Source organism: Pseudomonas sp. OVF7, from assembly GCF_030644265.1.
GTDB lineage: Bacteria > Pseudomonadota > Gammaproteobacteria > Pseudomonadales > Pseudomonadaceae > Aquipseudomonas > Aquipseudomonas gorinensis.
Genome location: NZ_CP128996.1, coordinates 5,794,320 through 5,819,618 on the forward strand (window position 1 = coordinate 5,794,320; position 25,299 = coordinate 5,819,618).

26 protein-coding genes are annotated in these 25,299 nt (G+C 62.1%); 13 read left to right on the top strand and 13 right to left on the bottom strand.

What is annotated here, in order from left to right; genetic code table 11:
- Positions 1–30 precede the first annotated feature (30 nt).
- Positions 31–783 (bottom strand): thioesterase II family protein, encoded by a 753-nt coding sequence (locus tag QU606_RS26250; protein WP_304997799.1) that lies wholly within the window; start codon positions 781–783, stop codon positions 31–33.
- A 302-nt stretch (positions 784–1,085) separates the two neighbouring features.
- Here QU606_RS26250 and QU606_RS26255 point away from each other — a divergent pair, with 302 nt between their 5' ends.
- Complete coding sequence (locus QU606_RS26255) at positions 1,086–1,637, top strand: RNA polymerase factor sigma-70 (protein WP_024076668.1); 552 nt, start codon at positions 1,086–1,088, stop codon at positions 1,635–1,637.
- Between the two features lie 27 nt (positions 1,638–1,664).
- Here the strand turns inward: QU606_RS26255 and QU606_RS26260 are convergent, their stop codons facing one another.
- Complete coding sequence (locus tag QU606_RS26260) at positions 1,665–2,453, bottom strand: ABC transporter substrate-binding protein (RefSeq protein ID WP_024076669.1); 789 nt, start codon at positions 2,451–2,453, stop codon at positions 1,665–1,667.
- Between the two features lie 94 nt (positions 2,454–2,547).
- Entirely contained in the window at positions 2,548–3,171 is a 624-nt protein-coding gene (locus QU606_RS26265) for a TetR/AcrR family transcriptional regulator (RefSeq protein WP_024076670.1), read from the bottom strand.
- 152 nt (positions 3,172–3,323) lie between these two features.
- Here QU606_RS26265 and QU606_RS26270 point away from each other — a divergent pair, with 152 nt between their 5' ends.
- From QU606_RS26270 to QU606_RS26310, 9 genes are all read left to right on the top strand, one after another.
- Positions 3,324–5,102: an acyclic terpene utilization AtuA family protein gene (locus QU606_RS26270; RefSeq protein ID WP_304997800.1), complete on the top strand. Its 1,779-nt coding sequence runs from the start codon at positions 3,324–3,326 to the stop codon at positions 5,100–5,102.
- 13 nt (positions 5,103–5,115) lie between these two features.
- Positions 5,116–5,988, top strand: a complete 873-nt coding sequence (locus QU606_RS26275) for an SDR family oxidoreductase (RefSeq protein WP_024076672.1) — start codon at positions 5,116–5,118, stop codon at positions 5,986–5,988.
- A 3-nt stretch (positions 5,989–5,991) separates the two neighbouring features.
- Complete coding sequence (gene atuC, locus QU606_RS26280) at positions 5,992–7,608, top strand: geranyl-CoA carboxylase subunit beta (protein ID WP_102624826.1); 1,617 nt, start codon at positions 5,992–5,994, stop codon at positions 7,606–7,608.
- 16 nt (positions 7,609–7,624) lie between these two features.
- A complete protein-coding gene (gene atuD / locus QU606_RS26285; RefSeq protein ID WP_304997801.1) occupies positions 7,625–8,782 on the top strand; it encodes a citronellyl-CoA dehydrogenase in 1,158 nt (385 codons plus the stop codon).
- Positions 8,779–9,540 carry an enoyl-CoA hydratase/isomerase family protein gene (locus QU606_RS26290; RefSeq protein ID WP_168232010.1) on the top strand — a complete coding sequence of 254 codons (762 nt, stop codon included), beginning with the start codon at positions 8,779–8,781 and terminating at the stop codon, positions 9,538–9,540. The genes atuD and QU606_RS26290 overlap by 4 nt, the downstream gene beginning before the upstream one ends.
- 138 nt (positions 9,541–9,678) lie before the next feature.
- The gene (locus tag QU606_RS26295; RefSeq protein ID WP_304997802.1) at positions 9,679–11,601 is read left to right on the top strand and encodes an acetyl/propionyl/methylcrotonyl-CoA carboxylase subunit alpha; all 1,923 of its coding nucleotides are present in this window, start codon (positions 9,679–9,681) and stop codon (positions 11,599–11,601) included.
- An 89-nt stretch (positions 11,602–11,690) separates the two neighbouring features.
- A complete protein-coding gene (locus QU606_RS26300; RefSeq protein WP_024076677.1) occupies positions 11,691–12,233 on the top strand; it encodes an exonuclease domain-containing protein in 543 nt (180 codons plus the stop codon).
- A 63-nt stretch (positions 12,234–12,296) separates the two neighbouring features.
- A complete protein-coding gene (locus tag QU606_RS26305) occupies positions 12,297–12,581 on the top strand; it encodes a pyrimidine/purine nucleoside phosphorylase (protein WP_003226701.1) in 285 nt (94 codons plus the stop codon).
- Positions 12,582–12,700: 119 nt separating this feature from the next.
- Positions 12,701–13,726, top strand: a complete 1,026-nt coding sequence (locus tag QU606_RS26310; protein ID WP_024074122.1) for an IS110 family transposase — start codon at positions 12,701–12,703, stop codon at positions 13,724–13,726.
- Between the two features lie 275 nt (positions 13,727–14,001).
- On the opposite strand, the gene QU606_RS26315 is transcribed toward QU606_RS26310, so the two are convergent.
- Positions 14,002–14,808 (bottom strand): MOSC domain-containing protein, encoded by an 807-nt coding sequence (locus tag QU606_RS26315; RefSeq protein ID WP_024076678.1) that lies wholly within the window; start codon positions 14,806–14,808, stop codon positions 14,002–14,004.
- A gap of 39 nt (positions 14,809–14,847) precedes the next feature.
- On the bottom strand, positions 14,848–15,783 hold the full coding sequence (locus QU606_RS26320) for a chemotaxis protein CheV (RefSeq protein ID WP_024076679.1): 936 nt from the start codon (positions 15,781–15,783) through the stop codon (positions 14,848–14,850).
- A gap of 622 nt (positions 15,784–16,405) precedes the next feature.
- On the opposite strand from QU606_RS26320, the gene QU606_RS26325 reads away from it, so the two are divergent.
- The 3 genes from QU606_RS26325 to QU606_RS26335 all read left to right on the top strand — a co-directional run bounded on the left by QU606_RS26325 (position 16,406) and on the right by QU606_RS26335 (position 18,774).
- Positions 16,406–16,855, top strand: a complete 450-nt coding sequence (locus QU606_RS26325; protein WP_024076680.1) for a hypothetical protein — start codon at positions 16,406–16,408, stop codon at positions 16,853–16,855.
- 369 nt (positions 16,856–17,224) lie between these two features.
- A complete protein-coding gene (locus tag QU606_RS26330) occupies positions 17,225–18,118 on the top strand; it encodes a sensor histidine kinase (protein WP_024076681.1) in 894 nt (297 codons plus the stop codon).
- On the top strand, positions 18,115–18,774 hold the full coding sequence (locus tag QU606_RS26335; protein WP_024076682.1) for a response regulator transcription factor: 660 nt from the start codon (positions 18,115–18,117) through the stop codon (positions 18,772–18,774). The genes QU606_RS26330 and QU606_RS26335 overlap by 4 nt, the downstream gene beginning before the upstream one ends.
- Here the strand turns inward: QU606_RS26335 and yegS are convergent.
- From yegS to QU606_RS26375, 8 genes are all read right to left on the bottom strand, one after another.
- A complete protein-coding gene (gene yegS / locus QU606_RS26340) occupies positions 18,733–19,653 on the bottom strand; it encodes a lipid kinase YegS (RefSeq protein ID WP_024076683.1) in 921 nt (306 codons plus the stop codon). The two genes, QU606_RS26335 and yegS, sit on opposite strands and share 42 nt — an antisense overlap.
- Before the next feature lie 108 nt (positions 19,654–19,761).
- Positions 19,762–20,154, bottom strand: coding sequence for a DUF2802 domain-containing protein (locus QU606_RS26345; protein ID WP_024076684.1), 393 nt, complete (start codon positions 20,152–20,154; stop codon positions 19,762–19,764).
- A complete protein-coding gene (locus tag QU606_RS26350; RefSeq protein ID WP_024076685.1) occupies positions 20,155–20,643 on the bottom strand; it encodes a chemotaxis protein CheW in 489 nt (162 codons plus the stop codon). It abuts the gene before it with no gap.
- 79 nt (positions 20,644–20,722) lie between these two features.
- Positions 20,723–21,523, bottom strand: a complete 801-nt coding sequence (locus tag QU606_RS26355; protein WP_024076686.1) for a CheW domain-containing protein — start codon at positions 21,521–21,523, stop codon at positions 20,723–20,725.
- A complete protein-coding gene (locus tag QU606_RS26360) occupies positions 21,523–22,311 on the bottom strand; it encodes a ParA family protein (protein ID WP_024076687.1) in 789 nt (262 codons plus the stop codon). The genes QU606_RS26355 and QU606_RS26360 overlap by 1 nt, the downstream gene beginning before the upstream one ends.
- Positions 22,312–22,362: 51 nt before the next feature.
- Complete coding sequence (motD, locus tag QU606_RS26365) at positions 22,363–23,250, bottom strand: flagellar motor protein MotD (RefSeq protein ID WP_069076742.1); 888 nt, start codon at positions 23,248–23,250, stop codon at positions 22,363–22,365.
- A gap of 142 nt (positions 23,251–23,392) precedes the next feature.
- Positions 23,393–24,133 (bottom strand): flagellar motor protein, encoded by a 741-nt coding sequence (locus QU606_RS26370; RefSeq protein ID WP_168233199.1) that lies wholly within the window; start codon positions 24,131–24,133, stop codon positions 23,393–23,395.
- Entirely contained in the window at positions 24,133–25,266 is a 1,134-nt protein-coding gene (locus QU606_RS26375; protein WP_304997804.1) for a chemotaxis response regulator protein-glutamate methylesterase, read from the bottom strand. Before QU606_RS26375 ends, QU606_RS26370 begins: the two co-directional genes overlap by 1 nt.
- Between the last annotated feature and the right edge of the window lie 33 nt (positions 25,267–25,299).

Sequence of the window (25,299 nt, forward strand, 5' to 3'; positions counted from 1 at the left end):
TACGGGAAATTCGGGAATGGGAGGGGGCGTTCAGCCGGCGGCCAGTTGCCGCGCCGTGCCATTGCGCCAGCGGGCCAGGTGCTCGTCGGCATAACGCCGCAGGCAGCGCAGCACGGCGCTTTCGTGCTGCACGAGAAAGAAGTGGTGGCCGTCGAACATATCCAGGGAAAAGCCACTGGCGGCGTCGGCCTGCCAATCGAGCAATTGGTCGGCGCGCACACTGTCCTGCTTGCCGCCGAACACGTGGATCGGCATGTCCAGCGGCGTGCGCTGGCCATAGGTGAAACTGCCGCACAGCAGGAAATCGGCGCGCAGGATCGGCAGCATCAATTTCATCAACTCGGGATTGGCCAGGGCTTCTTCGGCGGTGCCTTGCAGTTCGCGCAGGCGGGCAATCAGTTGCTCATCGGTCTTTTCAATGGCGTATTCACTGACATCACGGCGCGCGGGCCCGGCGGTGCCGGAGGCGAACAACGCCAGCGGCGCAGGTATATGGCGTGCGTTCAGCGCGTGCGCCAGCTCGAAGGCCAGCAGGCCACCCAGGCTGTGACCGAACAACGCGTAGGGGCCGTCCAGGTCGCGACTGATTTCATCCGCCAACTGCGCGGCCAATACCTTGATATCGCGCTGCAACGGCTCGTCCATGCGCATGCCACGCCCGGGCAACTCCAGCGGGCACACTTGCAACCACTCCGGCAGGGCGCGGCGCCAGCGCACGTAGACCATGGCGCTGGCCCCTGAATAAGGCAGGCAAAACAGGCGCAGTCGAGTCGGCGCACTCATCGCCGGTGGCCCCCACACTGAATCACGCTGTATGCACGATAGAAACCCATCTCGCCCTCCTGCGGGTGCTGATCCTTGGCCGTTTTACTAACGGACCTGTCACCCAGAAGAACGGACGACACCGGCAAATAATTAGTCGCCGGGGGCGAGCGAGACGTGGCTCACACCTTCCGCAAAGGCATAAGATTAGTTCGCCTTCTCATTTGACAATCATTATCATTAAGCATAATTTGTTGCCCGATGTGTAGGAGGCCTCAGCAAGGACGCCCTCCCCTAACCTCTTTAGCGACAAGGTGATTTCCATGACGGAACAAGTATCCACAGGCAGGTGCGACTCACCGCTGCTCCAGGCATTCGTCGACAATCGGCTGATCCTGGTAAAGATCGCAGCACGAATTACCGGGTGCCGCTCCCGGGCCGAAGATGTGGTGCAGGACGCCTACTTCCGGCTGCAATCGGCACCGACGATCACCTCATCGTTCAAGGCCCAGTTGAGTTACCTGTTCCAGATCGTGCGCAACCTGGCGATCGATCACTACCGCAAGCAAGCCCTGGAGCTCAAGTACTCGGGCACGGAAGAGGAAGGCTTGAATGTGGTGATTCATGGCGCATCACCGGAAACCACCCACATCAATTTCAACACCCTGGAAAACATCGCCGACGCCCTGACGGAGCTGCCCCAGCGCACCCGCTATGCATTCGAGATGTACCGCCTGCACGGCGTGCCGCAAAAGGACATCGCCAAGGAACTGGGTGTGTCGCCAACCCTGGTGAACTTCATGATCCGTGATGCGCTGGTGCATTGCCGCAAAGTGTCGGGCAACCATAGCGATACGTTTGCGCGGCGGGTCTGACTGAGGCCACCCCCACCCTGGCCAAGGTCAGGGCACGGCCATCACATCAATGCGATACGGCTCGAAAATCTTCAACATCTCGCCGTTATCGCGTAAACGTTTGAGCAGTTCGGCAAACGCCGGCCCGCTGATCGGCGCCTTGGGTCGCAGCAAGGCGTAATGGTGGTACACCTGATCAATGCGCTCCGACACCATCAACTGGCCCGCCATCTCGGCATTGCGCACCATGAAGTCACTCAGGTATGAGCGCGTGACCAGCGCGATATCGGCACGGCCACGGGCGACCATCAGCAGGTTGCTGTCATGGGAGTAGGTCAGCGTCGCGTTGAAGTGCTCGGCCATGTACCTGGGGTCGGCGTTGAAGTTGGCGAAGGCGTAGTGATAACCGCTGAACACCGCCAGGCGCTTGCCGGTCAGGTCGTTGAAATAGCTTTGATCGCGGTCGGGTTCATGCTGGGCGACGAACACTTCGGCATCTTCAAGCCCCATGTCGACACTGGTGTGGGGAATCTTCTGCCAGCCCCAGTCCGGGTTTTCGAAGATCGCCATGTCCACCCGGCCTTGCTCGAAATCCCGGAAACGCCGGGGGATGGAGGTGGGGACCAGCACAAATTGGTAGTCCGCCTGCGCGGCGTTCAGCGCTTCCACCAGTTGCGGCAGCAAACCGGTGTCTGCGCCCTGCTCAGGGCGTACGGTGTAGGGCGGGAAATGCGCGGCGCCAATCCTCACCAATTGCGCGGCCGAAGCTGGCATCCACCCTGCGGTGCCCAGTGCCCATAAAGAAAGTCCTGCAGCCAGCCGCCATGGCGAAAACATCGAGGCACACACCGTTCACTATTCTGATGGCGATAAGCTAGGCGTTTTTGTCTGGCGAGACAACTTTTCCACCGCCAAATTAACAGCTTGCGTCTTAATCGGCCTTCAACACCATCAACAAAGCCTCTTCGGCCAATTGTTCAAGGGTCAGGCTGCCCTCGGCACGGAACCAGGTGGTGGTCCAGGACAAGGCCCCCGTGAGAAAGCGCCGGGCAATAAACACATCGCCCTTGATATAGCCGGCGGCCTTGGCCTCGCCCAGCACCTGCAACCAGAGTTGCTCATACACATCACGCAGGGCCAGCACCTGGGCCTGGCCTTCGGCCGACAGCGAGCGCCATTCGTATACCAGCACCGCCATCGCCTCGCCGCTGCCGCCCATGATCGACTGCAATTCGCAGCGAATCAGCGCCAACACACGCTCGCGCACGTTCGTCGCCTCTTCCAGCGACGCCCGCATCAACGCGGTGTTGTAGTGGATGGTTTCCTCCATCACCGCGCGCAGGATCTCATCCTTGCTCTTGAAGTGATGAAAGATGCTGCCGGACTGAATGCCCACGGCGCTGGCCAGGTCGCGCACGGTGGTGCGTTCGAAGCCCTTGTTGCGAAACAGGTGAGCCGCGGTTTGCAGCAACTTGCCCCGGGCACTGTCGGGGTCGGTCAATTGGCCGCCGTCGACCATGGTGCGCATCACCCGCAGGGCTTTGTGCTCATCCATGCTGCTCTCCTCTACTTCTTTGACGTCTTGGGCGGCAATTTAGGCCGTGGCCGCCACCCAAGCAAGCGCTTGGCTAAAACTTGTATCCGAAGTTTACAAACCAAGCGCTTGCTTGGTAGGATCGAAGCCAGCCATTCGAGGAAGGATTTCTCATGAGCAAGACGGTTCGTATCGGCTGCGCCAGTGCCTTCTGGGGCGACACCTGCACTGCCGCTGCCCAGTTGGTGCACGGCGGCAAGCTGGATTACCTGGTGTTCGACTACCTCGCGGAAGTCACGATGTCGATCCTGGCCAGCGCCCGGATGAAAGATCCCCAGGCCGGCTACGCCACGGACTTTGTCGAGGTCCTCGCGCCGTTGCTGGGCGATATCCAGCGCCAGGGCATCCGCGTGATCAGCAATGCCGGCGGGATCAACCCGCACGCCTGCGCCGCCGCCCTGCAAGCGGCCTGTGACAAGGCCCACGTGCCACTGAAAATCGCGGTGCTGCTGGGCGATGACCTGCACGCCCAACTCCCGCACCTGCAAGGCATCACTGACATGTTCAACGGCGCGCCCCTGCCGCCCCTGTGCGTGTCTGCCAACGCCTATCTGGGCGCACCGGGCATTGCCCAGGCGCTGAAGCTGGGCGCCGATATCGTCATCACCGGCCGGGTGGTCGACAGCGCGGTGGTCAGTGCGGCATTGGTGCATGAATTCAACTGGTCCTGGCAGGATTACGACCGCCTCGCCCAGGCCGCCCTGGCCGGGCATATCATCGAATGCGGCGCCCAGTGCACCGGCGGCAACTTCACCGACTGGCGCGACGTGCCGGACTACGAACACATCGGTTTCCCCATTGTTGAAGTCAGCGCCGACGGCCAGTTCACCGTCAATAAAGTCGAAGGCAGCGGCGGGCTGATCAGCGAACTGAGCGTGGCCGAACAACTGCTCTACGAAATCGGCGACCCCCGCGCTTACCTATTGCCTGACGTGATCTGCGATTTCAGCCAGGTCAAATTGCACCAGCAAGGCAAGCACAGCGTGCGCCTGCATGGCGCCAAGGGCTTGCCGCCCACCGCTCAATACAAAGTCAGCGCCACCTACCCCGATGGTTTTCGCTGCACCGCCAGTTGCCTGATCGCCGGGATCGACGCGGTGGCCAAGGCCGAGCGAGTCAGCCAAGCGATCATCCACAAGACCTCGGAACTGTTCAGCCAACAAGGCTGGGCGCCCTACACCGAGGTGAATATCGAATTGCTCGGCAGTGAAGCCACCTACGGCGCCCACGCCCAGCGCCATGACTGCCGCGAAGTGGTGGTGAAGATCGCGGTGCGGCACCCGAGCAAGCAGGCACTGGCGCTGTTCGCCCGCGAGATCGCCCAGGCGGCCACCGGCATGGCGCCGGGGCTGACCGGCATCGTCGGTGGGCGGCCGACGGTGTATCCGCTGATTCGACTGTTTTCATTCCTGGTCGATAAGTCTGCGTGTGCGTTGCTCATCGACGTCCAGGGCCAGCGTCACACCTGCGAACTGCCCACCCTCGATGCGCTGGGCACGCCCTCCGCCCCCGTCGACCCGCCCATGCCCGAGGGCCGTGCCGACGCCAGCGTGCCCCTGGTGAAACTCGCCGTGGCGCGCTCTGGCGACAAGGGCAACCACAGCAATATCGGGGTGATCGCCCGCGACCCGGCGTACCTGCCGTGGATCGCCGAGACCCTGACCCCAGCCGTGGTCGTCGACTGGATGAGCCACGTGCTCGACCCGCTCCACGGCCGTGTCGAACGCTGGTACCTGCCGGGCAGCCACAGCCTCAACTTCCTGCTGGAAAATGCCCTGGGCGGCGGCGGTATCGCCAGCCTGCGCATTGACCCGCAAGGCAAGGCCTTTGCCCAGCAACTGCTGGAAATCCCCATCGCCGTGCCGCAACACATCGCCGATCAATGCCAATAAAAGGAATGTCGCCGTGGCCTTCGACTCGATCTTCAAAGCCAACCTGTTCCAGGGTCACACCGTGATTGTCACCGGCGGCGGCAGCGGCATTGGCCGCTGCACCGCCCATGAACTGGCAGCCCTCGGTGCCCAGGTGATCCTGGTCGGGCGCAAGCCGGAAAAACTGCAAAAGGTCGCGGCGGAAATTGCCGAAGACGGTGGCAGCGCCCACGGGCTGGCCTGCGATATTCGCGATGAAGAGGCGGTGAAAGCGCTGGTCACGCAGGTCCTCAATGACCACGGCCCGATCCATGGGCTGGTCAACAACGCCGGCGGCCAGTACCCGTCGCCGCTCGCGTCGATCAATCAAAAAGGCTTCGAAACCGTACTGCGCACCAACCTGGTCGGCGGCTTCCTGATGGCGCGCGAGGTGTTCAACCAGTCGATGAGCAAACACGGCGGCGCCATCGTCAACATGCTCGCGGACATGTGGGGCGGCATGCCCGGCATGGGCCATTCGGGTGCGGCGCGTGCGGGCATGGACAACTTCACCAAGACCGCAGCGTTCGAATGGGGTTACGCCGGGGTGCGGGTCAACGCGGTAGCGCCGGGCTGGATTGCCTCCAGCGGCATGGACACCTACGAAGGCGCGTTCAAGGCCGTGATCCCGACCCTGCGCGAACACGTGCCGCTCAAGCGCATCGGCACCGAGTCGGAAGTCAGTGCGGCCATTGTGTTCCTGCTCAGCCCCGCCGCGGCCTTCATCAGCGGCAGCACCCTGCGCATCGACGGCGCCGCCAGCCTGGGCAACCGCGCCTGGCCGCTGCACAAGGCGCACCCACCGAGCGCGCCGTTCAATGGTTTCCACCGCGCGTACCTGCCAGACGTGCTCAAGGCGGAGCAATAAACCATGCCCGTGATTGAAAGCTCGATCGATGCCCACAGCCCGCAGTTCGCACAGAACCGCGAAGCCCTGCTCGCCACCATCGCGCAGTGGCGCCAGTTGGAAGATGCCCTGCTCAGCAAGGCCCAGGAGGCCAAGCCCAAGTTCGACCAACGCGGCCAACTGCTGCCCCGCGAGCGCCTCAACCGGCTGCTGGACCCCGGCGCGCCGTTCCTGGAACTGGCCAGCCTCGCCGGCTACAAGCTCCACGACGACAAGGACGGCAGCGCGGCCGGTGGCGGTTTGATCGCCGGTATCGGCTACGTCAGCGGTGTGCGCGTGCTGGTGGTGGCCAACAACAGTGCGATCAAGGGCGGCACCATTTCGCCTACCGGTTTGAAAAAATCCCTGCGCCTGCAACAGATCGCCATGGAGAACAAGCTGCCGGTGGTGACCCTCGCTGAAAGCGGCGGTGCCAACCTCAACTACGCAGCAGAGATTTTCGTCGAAGGCGCACGCAGCTTCGCCAACCAGGCGCGCATGTCCGCCATGGGCCTGCCCCAGATCACCGTGGTACACGGCTCGGCCACGGCGGGCGGCGCCTACCAGCCGGGGCTGTCGGATTACGTGGTGGTGGTGCGCGGTAAGGCCAAGCTATTCCTGGCTGGGCCGCCGCTGCTCAAGGCAGCGACCGGCGAAGTCGCCAGCGACGAGGAACTGGGCGGTGCCCAAATGCACGCGCAAACCGCAGGCACCGCCGAATACCTGGCTGAAAACGACGCCGACGGCATACGCATCGTGCGCGAGATTGTCAGCCTGCTGCCTTGGAATGATCGCCTGCCGCCTGCGCCCAAGCGGGCTTATCAGGAGCCGCTGTACCCGGCCGACGACTTGCTGGGACTGATCCCCGACGACCCGAAAAAACCCTATGACGTGCGCGAAATCCTCGCACGCCTGGGCGACGGTTCGAACTTCCTGGAGTTCAAGGGCGAGTTCGACCCCCACACCGTCTGCGGTCACCTGCACATCCAGGGGCGGGCCGTCGGCGTCATCGGCAACAACGGCCCGATCACCCCCAAGGGCGCCAGCAAGGCCGCGCAGTTTATCCAGCTGTGCGACCAGAGCCGTACGCCGCTGCTGTTCCTGCACAACACCACCGGTTTTATGGTCGGCACCGAGTCGGAGCAACAAGGCGTGATCAAGCACGGCGCCAAGATGATCCAGGCCGTGGCCAATGCACGCGTCGCTAAACTCACCCTCGTGGTCGGCGGCTCTTACGGCGCCGGCAACTATGCGATGTGCGGACGCGGCCTCGACCCACGCTTTATCTTCGCCTGGCCCAACAGCCGCACCGCCGTGATGGGCGGCGCGCAAGCCGGCAAGGTGCTGCGGATTGTCACCGAGGCCAAACAACTGAAGAACGGCCTGGTGCCGGACCCCAAGGTGCTGGATATGCTGGAGCAAGTCACTGCACAGAAGCTCGAGAGTCAATCCACCGCGCTGTATGGCAGCGCGAACCTGTGGGATGACGGGCTGATCGACCCACGGGATAGCCGCACGCTGCTGGGGTTTCTGCTGGATATCTGTGATGAAGCCGAAGTGCGGGAGTTGCAGCCGAACAGCTTTGGCGTGGCGCGTTTCTAACCGGAGAATAAGCACAATGATCTTCACCCAGGAACATCAGGAACTGCGCCGCACCGTCCGCGCCTTCGTCGACCGCGAGATCAACCCCTACGTCGACGAATGGGAAAAAGCCGGCCGCTTTCCCATCCACGACGTCTTCCGCAAGGCCGGCGACCTCGGCCTGCTGGGCATTTCCAAGCCCGAGCAATTCGGCGGAATGGGCCTGGACTACAGCTACTCGATCGTCGCCGCCGAAGAGTTCGGCACCATACGCTGCGGTGGCATCCCCATGTCCATCGGCGTGCAGACCGACATGTGCACCCCCGCCCTCGCCCGCTTCGGTTCCGACGAATTGCGCGACGAATTCCTGCGCCCGGCCATCAGCGGCGAAAAAGTGGGCTGCATCGGCGTCTCGGAAACCGGTGCGGGCTCCGATGTGGCCGGGCTGAAGACCCATGCGCGTAAGGACGGCGGCGACTACGTGATCAACGGCAGCAAGATGTGGATCACCAATTCCCCCAGCGCCGACTTTATCTGCCTGCTGGCCAACACCTCCGACGACAAGCCGCATATCAACAAGTCGCTGATCATGGTGCCGATGAACACCCCGGGCATCAGCGTCAGCCCGCCCTTGGAAAAACTCGGTATGCACAGCTCCGAGACCGCCCAGGTATTTTTCGATGGCGTGCGCGTGCCGCAGCGTTATCGCATCGGCCATGAGGGGGCCGGCTTTATGATGCAGATGCTGCAATTCCAGGAAGAACGCCTGTTTGGCGCGGCCAATATGATCAAGGGCCTGGAGTACTGCATCGACAGCACCATCGACTACTGCAAAGAGCGCCAGACGTTCGGCAAGGCGCTGATCGACAACCAGGTGATTCACTTTCGCCTGGCTGAACTTGCCACCGAAATCGAATGCCTGCGCGCACTGGTCTACCAGGCCACCGAGCAATACATCAAAGGCCAGGACGTCACGCGCCTGGCCTCCATGGCCAAGCTCAAGGCCGGGCGCCTGGGCCGTGAAGTCAGCGACAGCTGCCTGCAATATTGGGGTGGCATGGGCTTTATGTGGGACAACCCGGTGGCCCGCGCCTATCGCGATGTGCGCCTGGTATCGATTGGCGGCGGTGCCGACGAGATCATGCTCGGCATTATCTGCAAACTGATGGGCACCCTGCCGGGGAAAAAACCATGAACACCCTGCTGCTCGAACCGCATAACGGGGTGCTGCATATCACCCTCAACCGGCCGGAAAGCCGCAATGCAATGAGCCTGGAAATGGTCAATGAACTGCGCGCGGTGCTGGCGGGGTTGGACAGCCAGGTGCGCGCGGTGGTGATCAGTGGCGCAGGCGGACACTTTTGCGCCGGTGCCGATGTGAAGGATCTGGTCAGCGCAGGCGATCAATTGCAGGCACTGAACCGGGCCTTTGGCGCTTTGCTGCAAGACGTGGAAGCCGTGTCGCCAGTGGTCATCGTGGTGCTGCAAGGCGCAGTGCTGGGCGGTGGGTTCGGGTTGGCCTGCGTGAGTGACATCGCGATTGCCGATCACCAGGCGCAGTTCGGTTTGCCGGAGACCAGCCTGGGGTTGCTGCCGGCACAGATTGCGCCGTTCGTGGTCAAGCGTATCGGCCTGACCCAGGCGCGGCGACTGGCACTCACTGCCGCACGCTTTGATGGACTGGAAGCTGAACGGCTGGGGCTGGTGCACTTCACCGAGCGCGATCCGCAGGCGTTGGCGGAGCGTTTGGATGAGGTATTGGGGCAAGTGCTGCGCTGCGCGCCAGGCGCCAACGCGCGCACCAAGGCGCTGTTGCTGGCCAGTGTGGAACAGCCGTTGGGGCCGCTGCTGGACCAGGCGGCGCAGTGGTTTGCCGAGGCGGTGACCAGTGAAGAAGGGATCGAGGGGACGCAGGCGTTTGTGCAGAAGAGAAAGCCTCGGTGGTGCAAGTGACGTCATCGGGGGCAAGTCGAATCGTCGCACCGCCCCTCCCACATTTTTTTCCGCGCCGCCTGTGGATTGGCGGTGCGACGATTCGACTTGCCCCCGATGAGGCCGGAACAGACACCGCATAACCCAAGGGATAATCCAATGCCCCAGCTCACCAAGATCCTGATCGCCAACCGCGGCGAAATCGCCTGCCGCATCCAACGCACGGCCCAGGCAATGGGCTACCGCACCGTCGCCGTCTACAGCGACGCCGACGCCCAGGCCCTGCACGTGCAGATGGCCGACGAAGCGGTGTACATCGGCCCCGCCCCGGTACAACAGTCCTACCTCAATATCCCGGCCATCCTCGCGGCCGCCGAAAAGACCGGCGCCGACGCCATCCACCCCGGCTACGGCTTCCTCTCGGAAAACCCCGACTTCGCCCGCGCGTGCCGAGACGCCGGCCTGATCTTCATCGGCCCCAGCGTCGAGGCCATCGAACTGATGGGCAGCAAGCGCCTGTCCAAACTCGCCATGCTGGAGGCTGGCGTGCCCTGTATCGCCGGCTACCAAGGCAGCGCCCAGGACGACGCCACCTTGCAGGCGCAAGCCCAGCGCATCGGCTACCCCCTGATGATCAAGGCCAGCGCCGGCGGTGGGGGGCGCGGCATGCGCCTGGTGCACGATCCCGCGTCCTTGCTGGACAACCTCCACACCGCACGTTCGGAAGCCCGCAATGCCTTTGGCAGCGACGAGTTGATCCTCGAGCAGGCGCTGATCGACCCGCGCCACGTCGAGATCCAACTGTTCGGCGACAGCCACGGCAACCTGGTCTACCTCGGCGAACGCGACTGCTCGATCCAGCGCCGCCATCAGAAAATCATTGAAGAAGCGCCGTGCCCGGTGATGACGCCCGAACTGCGCCAGGCCATGGGCGAAGCGGCGCTCAAGGCCGGGCGCGCAGTGAATTACGTGGGCGCCGGTACCGTGGAGTTCCTGCTCGACCGCAACGGCCGGTTCTACTTCCTGGAAATGAACACGCGCCTGCAAGTGGAACACCCGGTTACCGAACTGATCACCGGGCTCGACCTGGTGGACTGGCAACTGCAAGTCGCCGCCGGCCTGCCGCTGCCGCTGCTGCAATCACAAGTGACCCTCAGCGGCCACGCCATGGAAGTACGCCTGTATGCCGAGGACCCGGCCCAGGGCTTTTTGCCGCAGACCGGCGAGGTGCTGCGTTGGGAGCCGGCCCCCGGCATCCGGATCGATCATGGGTTGTGCACAGGCGAAAAGATCAGCCCGTTCTACGACCCGATGCTCGGCAAGCTCATCGCCCATGGCGCTACCCGTGAAGAGGCACGGCGCAAACTGCTGCGGGCGGTGCAAGACACGGTGCTGCTCGGGGTTGCGAGCAATCAGCGGCTACTGGCCGACCTGCTCGGGCATCCGGACTTTATCCAGGGCGACGTCAGCACCGGGTTTATCGCCAAGCACTTCAGCCCTATCCCGCCCGTGACCGCCAGTGCAGAACAGATCGCCCTGGCTGCCGCACTGTTCTACCAACGCAGCGCCGCCGAGCATCGCCGGGACCTGGCAGGCTGGCGCAACAACGCCACTGTCCCCTGTACCTACCAACTGAGCGTCAACGATGCCGTTCACCACGTCACCCTAAGTGTGCTGGCCGATCACCGGCTGCACATCGATGGCGTCGACATCCAGGACCTTCGCACCGACGGCCGCTGGGCCACCCTGGTGATCAACGGCATTCGCCGCCGCCTCGCCTACCACCTTGACGGCGCCCATGCCTGGTTGCCGGGTGTCAGCGTGGTTGACCGCACGCAGCAGGTCGCGAGCCGCCAGGCCCAGGCCAACAGCGGCACGCTCAAGGCGCCGATGGACGGTGCGATCGTCGATGTGCGTGTCCAGGCCGGTGACTGCGTCAGCAAAGGCCAGCTGTTGCTGGTGCTCGAAGCGATGAAAATGGAGCACCCGCTGAAAGCCGGCATGGATGGCGTGATCAAGGACGTGCAGGTGATCGCCGGAGACCAGGTGCGCAATCGCCAGGTGCTGCTGGAGATCGAATAAGCCCGGCCTCAATCAAAAACAGCGCGGAACTACGCGACCGGGCTACGCTCTATCCCCATCAGGAAGGGAAGAGTACGGGAACCTGCACCATGCATCATTGGCTGATTATTGACCTTGAGGCCACAACGGATGACGGCGGCTGGCCCGTGACGGAGATGGAAGTCATCGAGATCGGTGCGAGCCTGGTCAACCGACAGGGCCGCGAACTGGACCATTTCCAGCGCTTTGTGCGGCCGCTGCGGCGCCCCTTGCTGACGCCGTTCTGCCGCAAGCTGACCCATATCACCCAGGCGAACATCGACGGCGCCGCGCCCATCACCGAGGTGTGGCCGCTGTTCGAGCGCTGGCTGGGCCAGCATCAACCCCGCCTGGAGGGCTGGGCCAGTTGGGGTGACTACGATCGCCAGCAATTGGAACTGGAATGGCAGCGTCATGGCCTGAGCAGCGCCCTCGCCCACACGCCCCACGTCAACCTCAAGCAACGCTTCGCCAAGGCGCGGCGCCTGGACAAACCCCTGGGGCTCAATGGTGCCCTGCAATTGGCGGGGATGCAGTTCCATGGCCAGCAACACCGGGCGCTGGAAGATGCGCGCAACACCGCCCGCCTGCTGCCGCTGATTTTGCCGGTCTAGGCAGCTCCCCTGCCCTTGGGCATACTGGCCGACCTTTCCAGACCCTTTTCCGAGGATTCGCCCATGTTTAAAGTCAACGAGTACTTCGACGGCACCGTCAAGTCGATCGCTTTCGGCACCGCAGAAGGTCCGGCGACCATTGGTGTCATGGCCCCGGGTGAATACGAATTCGGCACCGCCCAGCGTGAAATCATGCACGTGGTGTCCGGCGCCCTGACCGTCAAGCTGCCCGACAGCAGCGACTGGGAAACCTTCGCCGCCGGCAGCCAGTTCAACGTACCGGCCAACAGCAAGTTCCAGCTGAAAGTCGCCGTGGACACCGCTTACCTGTGCGAATACCGCGGCTAAGCGCTCCTGCCGCGTAAAAAAATGCCCGTCTCGCAGGAGACGGGCTAATGAGATGGTCACCCCCACACCCTGCGAGGGCTACGCTTTCGCAGGGTGTTTTGTTTTTGGAGGCCATCATCATGAGCGAGTCAGCACTGATCGGGATCGATCTCGGCAAACATAATTTCCACCTTCTGGGCCAAGACAAATCGGGCCGCGAGGTGTTTCGCAAAAAGCTCTCGCGAGCGCAGATGATGCGGTTCTTCGGCAACTTACCGAGCTGCGTCGTGGTAACGGAAGCCTGTGCCGGCTCTCACTTCATCGCCCGTCAGCTTGCGGCGATGGGGCATACGACCAAGTTGATTTCACCGCAGTTTGTCCGCCCTTTCGTCAAGGGCAACAAAAATGACTTTATCGACGCAGAGGCCATTTGCGAGGCGGCTTCCCGTCCGTCCATGCGCTTCGTTACGCCTAAAACCGAGTCTCAGCAAACCCTGTCTGTCCTGCATCGCATGCGCGAGTCGTTGGTGCATGACCGCACCAAGACAGCCAATCAGATGCACGGTTTCCTGCTGGAATTTGGCATCAGCCTGCCCAAAGGCTCAGCCATCATGAAGCGTTTGGCAGCTGTTTTGGCCGAGCATGAGCTGCCTGTGCGGCTGACAGTGCTGTTGCAACGCCTGCACGATCACTTCGTTTACCTGGATGAACAGATCAAGGAACTGGACAAACAACTGGCTTGCCAGCTGGCCGACGATGATCTGGGGAGCCGTTTGCTTAGCATGCCGTGTGTCGGTCCGATCACCGCCAGCCTTCTGGCTGTAGAAATGGGCGATGGCAAGCAATACCGATGCAGTCGCGATTTTGCGGCTTCAGTGGGCTTGGTGCCGCGACAGTACAGCACGGGCGGCAAAGCCAATTTGTTGGGGATCAGCAAGCGGGGTGACAAGCACCTGCGGCAACTGCTGGTGCAATGCTCCAGGGTTTACATGCAGAGGCTGGATCATCAGAAGGGGGCTTTGGCCGACTGGGTGCGAGCGCTGCTGCGCCGACGACACTCGAATGTGGTGGCCTGTGCCCTGGCCAACAAACTGGCGCGTATCGCTTGGGCGATAGCGGCTCACCATGCGCAATATGAAGCAGGGCCAGACGCCTTGAACGCCTGACCCTGCGGTTGTTGCAGTACCACAATTCACCCTTCAGGTTTTGCGATAGCTGAACAACGGATGACGTGAACGGCCTACCGGCCTGGCGAAGATCCTGACATAAAAATCGGCTTCAGAAGCCGACGGGCTTTTAAGGATCGTCAGGCGCGACTCTCATCGTGGCGCTGGGGCAAGCCCCAAACAGACGCCGGATAGATTTAAGCAAGCCAACCACATCGCCCGTTAATCAGTATTGCAAAAATGGGGGGACCATAGATTTTTTATGGGCGGGCGATCTATTCGAGGATAGTCACCGGCATGCCGACTTCCAGGCGACCGACGCCATCGTTGACCAGGTTCTGGCCGAACATCGCGCCGTTCTCCGTCTTGCGATAGGCCTCCAGCGTGACGAAGGGTTCGCGGTCGGCACTGCGCTCGCCGGTCCTGGGGTCAATGGTGGTGAGAATGCAACGCGAGCAAGGCTTGACCACGCGAAACTCCACGTCACCGATGCGCAGGCGTTTCCAGCCGTCCTCGGCGAAGGCATCGCCGCCTTCGATCACCAGGTTGGGACGAAAACGCAACATTTCCATGGGCCGCCCCACCCGCGCGGACAGGTCGTCCAGGGAGGCCTGGCCGATCAATAACAGCGGGTAGCCATCGGCAAAGGCCACTTGGTCACCCTCCTGGCCATACCCCGCCTCGGTGTAACGGGCGCGCTCCAGCGGGATGTGCACCAGCCGGGTCGGCTTGCCGATAAAGTCACTGACCCAGGCGGCGGCCTGATCGCCGGCATCCGGTACGCGCAGGGTGTCACGCCAGATGGTCACGCCGCGCAACTCGGCATCACGGCCGGGCAGCGCGATTTCCAGCGGCGTGTGGCCGGGCGCGCTCAGGCTGAGGCCACCTGCGCTGTTCCAAAGCGCCGACAGCTGGCTCATCTTCGCCACGGCCCGCTGGGTGAGGAACCGCCCACTGGCTTCGTCCACCAGCATCCAGCGTCGATCCCCAGCCAGCCCGAGTTTATCCAGGCCGATATGCTGAAGGGGTTCGGCCTTGCCGGACTTCAAGGGGTAACGGTACAGCGCGCTGAGACGAAGCATGGGCCTGCGTTCCTGAGGGGCAAAGACGTCACCCTAAGGTCAGGCGGACACTTCGTCCAGCATCAAGCGTTCGCGCACGACGTCCACCAGTTTGTCCGGCTGGAATTTGGAGAGGAAGTTGTCGCAGCCGACCTTCTTCACCATCGACTCGTTGAAGCTGCCTGACAGTGAAGTGTGCAGGACCACATACAGGCTCCGCAGGCGTGGGTCGTTGCGAATTTCGGTAGTGAGGCGGTAGCCATCCATCTCAGGCATTTCGGCGTCGGTGAAGATCATCAGCAGCTTGTCGGTCATCACCTGGCCGCTGTCGGCCCAGCCCTTGAGCATGTTCAGGGCCTTGAGCCCGTCGCTGGCGATGTGCATTTTCACCCCCAGTTGGCCGAGGGTGTCGCGCAGTTGCGACAGGGCCACATTGGAGTCGTCCACCAGCAGCACTTCACGGCCACGGGCGCGTTCCAGTACCGGATCATCGAGTTTCTCGCGGGAGACCTTGGCGTTGTACGGCACGATCTCGGCCAGGACTTTTTCCACGTCGATGATTTCCACCAACTGGTCATCCACCTTGCTGATGGCCGTGAGGTAATGCTGGCGACCGGCGCTGGTCGGCGGTGGCAGGATGGCTTCCCAGTTCATGTTGACGATGCGGTCGACGCCGCCCACCAGGAACGCCTGCACCGAGCGGTTGTACTCGGTGACGATGATGGTGCTGTTCGGGCCCGGCACCAGCGGGCGCATGCCGATGGCCTGGGACAGGTCGATAACGGGCAGGGTCTGGCCGCGCAGGTTGACCACCCCGCACACAAAAGGATGGCGCTGGGGCATCAGGGTCAGCTTGGGCAGTTGCAACACTTCCTGCACCTTGAACACGTTGATCGCGAACAACTGCCGACCCGCCAAGCGAAACATGAGGATCTCCAGGCGATTCTCACCCACCAGTTGCGTGCGTTGATCTACCGTGTCGAGAATGCCGGCCATTAAAAGCTCCTGATGCGCTAAGGGTTATGCAGTTGACTGAAGCAGGTCGCGATTAGCACCGACGATACGCGCCCCTTCTGGATCACGTGGCATCTTGAGTTCTTCACGAGCAAGCTCGCTCCTACGCTAGTTATCGGCGGCAAACGCCAGACCTTGACCCCGTTAAAATGCCACGTAAATCCATTGATGTCACACTGACATCATGCTTTACTGCGCTGGCCTCTCCATTCGGCAAGGCAGCGACATCGCGCGACATCCAAATCGGCGCGAGGTTCCGCTGCGTAAGGGATTCCCCTATGCACAATCAGGCCCAACCTGATATTCGCGATATCTAATAGCCATTAATGTGACGCCATTCTCATTGCATGAATGGAGTCAGGCTTTTGTTTGCCATCGCAAGTCCACGGCCTACTGGCCTTCCAGACATTCACGTCGCGGCAACCGAAGTTGTGCAAATGAACTCAACTGCGGGCCGCGTACTCGGCTGTCGCCCGTATTTAGATAACGGTCCTACTGAAATCTCAGAAGCGACCTACAGATTTCAGTCATCTTTCAGCGATAGTTTTACGCCATTCACTTGGTGCGACATCTCATCACCCGACCTTACGTTGTGGAGACTTGCATGATGAATAGCGCAAACGAATGGCAAACCACACTTCCCGAGTTCCTGCTTGAGGCCGAAACGCTGCTGACCAAGTCGGAAGAATGCCTGAGCCACCTGCATCTGATTCGCAACGACAGCGATGCCATCGACTGCATGACGGTCAGCCTGACCCAACTGGCCGAGAAGGCCGACAGCCTGGCCCTGCGGGCGATCAGCGAGTTCTCCCGGCACATCCAATACCTGATCGCCAATGCGGAAAACCCGCTGCAACTGCACGATCAAGCCCTGAAGGCCTTGCACGATTGCTTGACATTACTGGCATGGCAATTGGAGTTGATTGACACCAGGACCGGCGAACTGACACTGGATGAAAGTGAACAAACGACATTGATTGCCACGGTGACACTGCAAATCCCGCAAAAGGACTACAGCTATAAACCGCAGCAACGTTTGCATCACACCTCCTGAGTCCAGCCAGGTCGCTTTTAATACGTGAGTTAGCTAAAAACGACAGACGCAACTCATCGGCCGTGATCGACCTGCAGGCGAAAAGATATCAATTAGCCACTAACCGCAATAACGATACGATCCAACTTAAACAATACAACCCTCCATTGTTTAGACCCAGTATTTACCGTCCAGACCGTTTGCCTGAATTATGACTCAACGGTGTCAGGCGCCAGGCGACCAACGGTAAGAGTGGTGGTACTATGCCCCCGCTCGAAGTCACTCAACTTCATCATGTACAAAAACGATTCGGCCACGCATTCCAAACAGAGCCCCGTCAGCCGCCGTGACCGGTCTTATCGCAGCGAACCCTCATTGGCTCCATCCGTTATGTACGCCAGCCTCAAGTCACTCATCGCAAGGTCCGTGTCCCGCAGCCATGCACGGCGCCTGATCCTTGCCCTGTGCCTGTGCTCGTCGCTGCTCAGCCTGTGGGCCTATATTCGCGCCGACACCCTGCCGCTGGCGGTGCTGCTGTTCAACCTGGCCACGCTGGCGTTGGTGGGGTTGCGTCAATGGAGTTCGCGCAAATCCATCAAGTTCCAGCCTCAGGAACTGGCCGAACGCCTGCTGCAAGTGCAGGAAAACGAGCGCCACCGCCTCAGCCGCGACCTGCATGACGATATCGGCCAATTGCTCACGGCTGCCAAGCTGCAAAGCGAATGGCTCAAGCGTCGCCTGCCGGACGACCTGCAAGGCCAATGCGCGGTGCTGTGCAACACCCTGAATGAAACCCTGGCCAAGGTGCGCGACGTCTCCGCGATTCTCAACCCGCGCCAGTTGACCAGCCTGGGCCTGGAAGCCAGCCTGCGGGCACACTTGCTCAAGACCCTGGAAAACACTCAGGTGCACTGGAGCCTGGAATGCCATCAACGCCTGACCGGCATTCCGGAAGAAATGGCCGTGGCGGCGTTTCGTATCACCCAGGAAGCCGTGACCAACATGCTGCGCCACGCCCAGGCCCGCAACCTGCTGGTACGCCTGCAACGCCTGCCCGAAGGGTTATCGCTGTTTATCAGTGATGACGGCCAGGGTTTCTCGCCCGCCAGTAACCCCGGCCTGGAAGGCCAACGGGGTATGGCGGGTATGTCCGAGCGGATTGATCAACTGGGGGGCACCTTGTCCGTCAGCAGCCAGCCTGGCAAAGGGACCCGGATCGACGCGCTTTTCCCCTGGGCGCCCCGCGCCCTCGAACGGGCCAGTTCCCCTAAGGTTCTCGAGTGATCTGCAATTTACTCCTGGTGGATGACCACGCACTGATCAGGGCCGGCGTACGCGCGCTGATCCTGGATATACCCGGCTATGCGGTGGTCGGCGAGGCCAGCGACGGTGCACAGGTGCTGGAGGCGTTCAGCGCCTTGCAGCCCGATATCGTGCTGCTGGACCTGTCGATGAAACACACCGGCGGCCTGGACGCGTTGCAACAGTTAAAAGCTGCCTACCCGGCGAGCAAGGTGCTGATCCTGTCGATGCACACCGACCCGGAGCTGATCATGCGCGCGCTGGAGTCCGGCGCCCATGGCTACCTGCTCAAGGACACCACCGCCAACGAACTGGAGCACGCCCTGCTGGCCCTGCGCAACAATGAGCGCTACCTGAGCCCGGCGATCGCCCATACGGTGATCAACCAGGCGCTGGTGCGCAACCAGGGCCCGGTTTCCTCCGTCGCCCAGAACCACAACCTCACCGCGCGACAGCTGGAAATCCTGCGCCTGATCGTGCGCGGCAAGTCCACCCGCGAAATCGCCCACGGCCTCGGCCTGAGCATCAAGACCGTGGAGGCGCACCGCTCACAGATCATGAAGCGCCTGCAGATTTTCGATGTGGCGGGCCTGGTGTTATTTGCCGTGCGCGAGCAGATCATCAGCCTGGACGACTAGGGGCGAGCCCAGCGGCAAGTGCACGCGCAACGCCTTGGGCAGCGCGCAAAAGCGCAAATCGTCGCCCTTCAGCGGTTCGCCATCGAGATTGATGTACAACCCCTCGGCCTGTTTGATCTGAACCCACGGCAGGCGCGCGCGCACGAACATGGTGTCCAGGCCCCAGCCATTGTTCATCAGCTCACGCAAGGTGCCGACCACTTCCTGGGGCGCCGGCAGGATGCTGACGTCGAGCAACCCGTCATCAGCCAACGCTTCGGGGCATAACACATGCCCGCCGCCCGCCTGGCGCCCATTGCCGATACCCAGCGCGAGCAGTTCGCCCTTCCAATGGAAACCCGGGCCTTCCAGCTCGCCATACGCCGCCTTCAATTCGCTGAAGCGCGACAGGCCGGTGAACAGGTAGGCGGCGCCACCGAGGATTTTTTTCAGGTCTTCGGAGGTGTTCGCGGTGACCTGGCTGCCAAAACCGCCGGTGGCCATGTTCAAGAACATTTGCCCACCGACCTGGCCGAGGTCGATCGCCCTGGCCGGTACATCCAGCAGCGCCAGGGCCTGCGCAGGCTCCAGCGGCACGCCGGCGGCCTTGGCAAAGTCATTGGCGGTGCCCAGCGGCATCAGCACCAGGCTGGCGTCGGTCCTGGCCAGGGCCATGGCTTCGGCCACGTCGCGCAAGGTGCCGTCGCCGCCGCCAGCGATGATGTGGGTATAGCCATCGGCCAGGGCTTCCTTGACCAGGCGCTGGGCGTCGCCGCCCTCCCACGTGACCCGCACGGCCAGCTCCTCGCCCTGCTCACGCCGGCTCATTACAGCGGCGCGCACGTCCTCGTTGAGGGCTTGCTTGCCGTGGAGGATCAACAGGGCCTTGGGGGTGGTCATGGGGGGAAATCTCCGCGTTCAAAGGGCTTGAAGGATGTTGACCTTTGGGGAGGAGAAAAAAGTCATTGGGATTGGAAATTAATTGACCGGGTGGATTGGCGAGTACGCTCAGCTCCTGTGCAACTTACTCATCAACTGCGCCTCAGCCTGGGTCAACCCACACGACTGCGTCAGTTCATCCACCGTAGCCCCCATGCCCACCAGCTTCGCGGCCTGGGCAAAGGAAAGACTCGACGGATCACGCTGCTCGATCTGCGCCAGCTTGTCCGGCAGGGGAGCAAGGATCGCGCGCAGTTCATGCACTTCGTCTCCGACCCGTACCGCACTCTGCTGGAAGTGATCAACGCGCTTGACCAGCTCCAGCACGCGCCGATCACGCACGGCATCGCGCTCGGCCTGTTGCATGGCCGATTCGCGTTGCTGGCGCAGGTGGCGCAGCAGGAATGCCAACGTCCCGGCCCACAACAGGGCCAGGACAATCACCGCTGCTTCAAGGAACAATCAGATGCTCTCCAGTTCCGACCACTCTTCTTCGCTCATCATTTTGTCCAGCTCAACCAGAATCAACAACTCGTTGTTCTTGTTGCATACGCCTTGAATGAACTTGGCCGACTCTTCGTTACCGACGTTCGGCGCTGTTTCCACTTCCGACTGGCGCAGGTAGACCACTTCGGCGACGCTGTCGACCATGATCCCGACCACTTGCTTGTCGGCTTCGATGATGACGATACGCGTGTTGTCGCTGACTTCGACGGTATCCAGGCCGAAACGCTGGCGCGTGTCGATGACCGTCACCACATTGCCGCGCAGGTTGATGATGCCCAGCACGTAGCTCGGTGCACCCGGTACCGGGGCGATCTCGGTGTAGCGCAGCACTTCCTGCACGCGCATCACGTTAATGCCGTAGGTTTCGTTGTCCAGTTTGAAGGTCACCCATTGCAGGATCGGATCATCCGAACCTTGTGCGGACGCGGACGCTGACTTATTCATACCCCTACCCCTTCAAATGCCGTTAGTTTCGGCGTGTGTGCTTCGTGGGCCGCACAACCGTGCGGTCCTTGTTGTTCAATCAACTGCGTGTGTGGCCTGGCATCGATTTGACGGCACCGCTGGCGATCAACTCGGCCAGTTCAGCGACATCAAGCAACGCGCACATATGTTCGATCACGGTGCCCGCCAACCAGGGGCGCTGGCCCCGGTGGCTGCGCCATTTGATTTCATTCGGGTCCAGGCGCAACGAGCGGCTGACTTGATGCACCGCCAGCCCCCACTCATAGCCTTGCACCGAAATCACGTATTGCAAGCCCTGGCGGAAATCATCGCGGTAGCGATCGGGCATCACCCAGCGCGCGGTGTCCAGCACCTTGAGGTTGCCGGCCTGGCTGGGCAGGATGCCGAGGAACCACTCCGGTTGCCCGAACAGTGGCGTCAGCTCCTGGCCTTCCAGGGAATAAATCGAGCCCAGGCACACCAGCGGTACCGCCAGGGTCAAGCCGGCCACGTCGAACAACAGGCATTCGAACGGCTCGGCGGCCCACGACGGGCGATCATCACCACTGACCGGCGGCGGTGTGATACTCGGTGGCAAGTGGACTTCGACCACCGGTTCGACCACCACGGGCGCCACCACCACAGGGGCGCTCGGCATCACCGGCGCGGCGACGGGCACCGCCCGCGCATCCCGCGCCTGCTCTTCCAGCACGGCCAGTTGAAACTCATCCAGCGTGCTTTGCGGCGGTTCCTGTACGGCCGGTTCCAGCACCAGGATCGGTTCCGGCAGTTCTTCGGCGGTGGCTTCCTGCAGCAAGGCATCCAGGTAGGATTCCAGTGCCAGTTGCGGCCGGGTCTTGAGTTCGACGGGACGGTTCATCACGCCACCTGCGGCACAAGCTGTTGGGACAGCAGGTGCTTGAGCAATGCGCGGTAAGCCAGCACGCCACGGCTCTTGGGGTCGAATTGCGACGGTGCCAGGCCCGCGCGGCTGGCGTCACGCAGGCGCGTGTCCACCGGGATATAGCCATTCCAGATGGTCTCCGGGTAGGCGTCGCGCAGCACGCGTAAAGTGCCAAGGGAGGCTTGGGTACGGCGGTCGAACAAGGTCGGCACGATGCTGTACGGCAGCGCCTGTTTGCGCGAACGGTTGATCATCGCCAGGGTGCTGACCATGCGCTCCAGGCCTTTGACCGCCAGGTGCTCGGTCTGTACCGGGATCACCAGTTGCTGGCTGGCCGCCAAGGCGTTGACCATCAGCACCCCCAGCAACGGCGGGCTGTCGATGATTGCGTAGTCGAAGTCCTGCCACAGTTGCGCCAGGGTCTTGGCGATCACCAGGCCCAAGCCGCTCTGCCCCGGCGACTGGCGCTCCAGGGTGGCCAGGGCGGTGCTGGACGGCAGCAGGGAAATGCTTTCGTTACTGGTAGGCAACAGCAATTGGCCAGGCAAATCGCTCGGCACACTGCCCTTGTGCAGGAACAAGTCGTAGTTGCTGTGTTCCAGGGCATCCGGGTCGTAACCGAAATAGCTGGTCATCGAGCCATGGGGGTCGAGGTCGACCACGACCACACGCTTGCCCGCCTCAGCCAGCAAGCCGGCTAAAGCGATGGAGGTGGTGGTCTTGCCGACTCCACCTTTTTGATTGGCAACTGCCCAGACTCTCATTCGGTTGGTTCCTCCCGGTGGGCGTAGACGCGACCGAGACATTGCATAAAGTTATTGAGCCGGTGACGGAGAATTGACGGAGCTTTGACGCACCGGCGGTTTTGCAAGGGCTGGTGCAGTTTGTGTGCCAGCCCGCTTCAAGGCCGCGTCCGGTGTTGCATTGGCGGTGCCGGTACCGGTCAGGCTGCGGCGTACATCCAGGTTACGTGACACCACCAGCACCACGCGGCGGTTACGCGCGCGGCCTTCCACCGTGGCGTTGTTGGCCACCGGCTGGAACTCGCCATAGCCCACCGACGCCAGCCGCCCGGGGTTCACACCCTGCATGGCCAGCATGCGTACGATGCTGGCGGCACGGGCCGAGGACAGCTCCCAGTTGGTCGGGTATTGCGCGGTGCTGATCGGGATATTGTCGGTAAAGCCTTCGACATGGATCGGGTTTTCAAACGGCTTGAGGATCGCCGCCACCTTGTCGATGATCGTAAACGCCTGGTCGCTCGGCATCGCATCGGCGCTGGCGAACAGCAGGCTGGAATTGAGTTCGATCTCCACCCACAACTCATTGCCGCGCACGGTCATCTGGTTGGAACTGATCAGGTCGCCAAATGCGGCGCTGATGTCGTCGGCGATGCTTTTCAGCGGGTCGCTGGTGCCACCCACGCCAGCCGCGGTTTCATCGCTGTCGTTGACCAGCGGCTTGGCCGGGGTCACGGTCTTGGGCCGCTCCTCACCGATGGGGATGGGCTTGAGCGAGCGGTCGGCGTCGTTGAATACGCCGATCAACGCCTGTGAAATCACTTTGTACTTGCCTTCGTTGATCGACGAGATGGAATACATCACCACGAAAAACGCGAACAGCAAGGTGATGAAGTCCGCGTAGGACACCAGCCAGCGTTCGTGGTTGACATGTTCTTCAGGCTCGCGACGGCGACGGCTCACAGACGATTACCTCCGCACAACGAATCACCTGTAGGAGCAAGCTTGCTCGCGAAAAATCCGAGAGCCACGCGTTCATCCAGGATGCCCGCGTTATCGTTGACCCTTTTCGCGAGCACGCTCGCTCCTACACCTTTCATGTACATCAATCCATGAAGCCCTGGAGCTTCAATTCGATGGAGCGCGGGTTCTCGCCCTCGGCAATCGAGAGGATGCCTTCGAGCAGCATCTCGCGGTAACGGGACTGGCGCATGGCGATCGACTTGAGCTTGCTGGCCACCGGCAACAGCACCAGGTTGGCACTCGCCACACCGTAGATGGTGGCGACGAACGCCACGGCAATGCCGCTGCCCAGTTGCGAAGGGTCGGCGAGGTTGCCCATCACGTGGATCAGACCCATTACCGCACCGATGATGCCGATGGTCGGCGCGTAGCCGCCCATGCTTTCAAAGACTTTGGCCGCGTTGATATCGCGGCTTTCCTGGGTGTAGAAGTCCACTTCCAGGATGCTGCGGATTGCTTCCGGCTCGGCGCCGTCCACCAGCAATTGCAGGCCCTTGCGCGCGTAGCTGTCAGGCTCGGCATCGGCCACGCCTTCCAGGCCCAGCAGGCCTTCCTTGCGAGCGATGAGGCTCCAGTTGACCACCCGATCGATGCCACCCGGAAGGTCGACGCGTGGCGGAAAAATAATCCATATCAGGATCTGCATGGCGCGCTTGAATGAGCTCAAGGGCGACTGCAGCAACGCGGCGCCCACGGTACCGCCAATCACGATCAAGGCCGCCGGGCCGTTGGCCAATGCGCCGAGGTGACCGCCTTCGAGGTAGTTGCCGCCGATGATCGCGACAAACGCCATGGTGATACCGATCAGGCTCAAGACATCCATCAGAGGCAAGCCTCCACCAGATACTTGCCGATGTCGTCGAGGCTGTAGACGGCGTCGGCCAGGTCCGCCTTGACGATGGCCATGGGCATGCCATAGATCACGCAGCTGGCTTCATCCTGGGCCCAGATCGCACTGCCACCCTGCTTGAGCAACCGCGCGCCTTCACGACCGTCGGCGCCCATGCCGGTGAGGACCACCGCCAGAACTTTGTCGCCGTAGGACTTGGCCGCAGAACCAAAGGTGATATCCACGCACGGCTTGTAGTTGAGGCGTTCATCGCCTGGCAGGATTTTGATCGCGCCACGGCCATCGACCATCATCTGCTTGCCACCCGGCGCCAGCAGCGCCAGGCCAGGGCGCAGGATGTCGCCATCCTCGGCTTCCTTGACGCTGATACGGCAGAGCTTGTCCAGGCGTTCAGCGAACGCTTTGGTGAAGGCCGCAGGCATGTGCTGGATCAACACGATCGGCGCCGGGAAGTTGGCCGGCAACTGGGTCAATACCCGTTGCAGCGCCACCGGGCCGCCGGTGGACGTGCCAATGGCCACCAACTTATAAGCCTTGCGCTTGGGCGCTTGCGAATAGGCGCTGGGCGCCGACGCACGGGCCGGGGCCACGGCTGGCCGGGCAACAGGCGCCGGGGCCGGACGACCGAACGCGGTGCTGGTGGGCGCAGCCGGGGGCGCGACGGGTGCTGCGGGTGCCGGTGCAGGCGCACTGAACAGGCTGCGACGGTTGCTGCGGGAAATGCTGTGCACCTTCTCGCACAGCATCTGCCTGACCTTCTCGGGGTTGCGCGAGATGTCTTCGAAGTTCTTCGGCAGGAAATCCACCGCGCCAGCATCCAGCGCATCCAGGGTGACCCGGGCGCCTTCGTGCGTCAGCGAGGAGAACATCAATACCGGGGTCGGGCAGCGCTGCATGATGTGCCGGACTGCCGTGATGCCATCCATCATCGGCATTTCGTAGTCCATGGTGATCACGTCCGGCTTCAACGCTATGGCCTGATCAATCGCCTCTTTGCCGTTGGTGGCCGTACCGACCACCTGGATGGTTGGATCGGCGGAAAGAATTTCCGAGACGCGGCGGCGGAAGAAACCCGAATCGTCCACCACCAGGACCTTGACTACCATAAACACTCCGTTAGGCGGGACGGGCAATACCGC

Coding starts and splice junctions, on each gene's coding strand:
- QU606_RS26250 (WP_304997799.1), bottom strand. CDS start 783: ATGAGTGCGCCGACTCGACTGCGCCTGTTTTGCCTGCCTTATTCAGGG.
- QU606_RS26255 (WP_024076668.1), top strand. CDS start 1,086: ATGACGGAACAAGTATCCACAGGCAGGTGCGACTCACCGCTGCTCCAG.
- QU606_RS26260 (WP_024076669.1), bottom strand. CDS start 2,453: ATGTTTTCGCCATGGCGGCTGGCTGCAGGACTTTCTTTATGGGCACTG.
- QU606_RS26265 (WP_024076670.1), bottom strand. CDS start 3,171: ATGGATGAGCACAAAGCCCTGCGGGTGATGCGCACCATGGTCGACGGC.
- QU606_RS26270 (WP_304997800.1), top strand. CDS start 3,324: ATGAGCAAGACGGTTCGTATCGGCTGCGCCAGTGCCTTCTGGGGCGAC.
- atuC (WP_102624826.1), top strand. CDS start 5,992: ATGCCCGTGATTGAAAGCTCGATCGATGCCCACAGCCCGCAGTTCGCA.
- atuD (WP_304997801.1), top strand. CDS start 7,625: ATGATCTTCACCCAGGAACATCAGGAACTGCGCCGCACCGTCCGCGCC.
- QU606_RS26290 (WP_168232010.1), top strand. CDS start 8,779: ATGAACACCCTGCTGCTCGAACCGCATAACGGGGTGCTGCATATCACC.
- QU606_RS26295 (WP_304997802.1), top strand. CDS start 9,679: ATGCCCCAGCTCACCAAGATCCTGATCGCCAACCGCGGCGAAATCGCC.
- QU606_RS26300 (WP_024076677.1), top strand. CDS start 11,691: ATGCATCATTGGCTGATTATTGACCTTGAGGCCACAACGGATGACGGC.
- QU606_RS26305 (WP_003226701.1), top strand. CDS start 12,297: ATGTTTAAAGTCAACGAGTACTTCGACGGCACCGTCAAGTCGATCGCT.
- QU606_RS26310 (WP_024074122.1), top strand. CDS start 12,701: ATGAGCGAGTCAGCACTGATCGGGATCGATCTCGGCAAACATAATTTC.
- QU606_RS26315 (WP_024076678.1), bottom strand. CDS start 14,808: ATGCTTCGTCTCAGCGCGCTGTACCGTTACCCCTTGAAGTCCGGCAAG.
- QU606_RS26320 (WP_024076679.1), bottom strand. CDS start 15,783: ATGGCCGGCATTCTCGACACGGTAGATCAACGCACGCAACTGGTGGGT.
- QU606_RS26325 (WP_024076680.1), top strand. CDS start 16,406: ATGATGAATAGCGCAAACGAATGGCAAACCACACTTCCCGAGTTCCTG.
- QU606_RS26330 (WP_024076681.1), top strand. CDS start 17,225: ATGTACGCCAGCCTCAAGTCACTCATCGCAAGGTCCGTGTCCCGCAGC.
- yegS (WP_024076683.1), bottom strand. CDS start 19,653: ATGACCACCCCCAAGGCCCTGTTGATCCTCCACGGCAAGCAAGCCCTC.
- QU606_RS26350 (WP_024076685.1), bottom strand. CDS start 20,643: ATGAATAAGTCAGCGTCCGCGTCCGCACAAGGTTCGGATGATCCGATC.
- QU606_RS26355 (WP_024076686.1), bottom strand. CDS start 21,523: ATGAACCGTCCCGTCGAACTCAAGACCCGGCCGCAACTGGCACTGGAA.
- QU606_RS26360 (WP_024076687.1), bottom strand. CDS start 22,311: ATGAGAGTCTGGGCAGTTGCCAATCAAAAAGGTGGAGTCGGCAAGACC.
- QU606_RS26370 (WP_168233199.1), bottom strand. CDS start 24,133: ATGGATGTCTTGAGCCTGATCGGTATCACCATGGCGTTTGTCGCGATC.
- QU606_RS26375 (WP_304997804.1), bottom strand. CDS start 25,266: ATGGTAGTCAAGGTCCTGGTGGTGGACGATTCGGGTTTCTTCCGCCGC.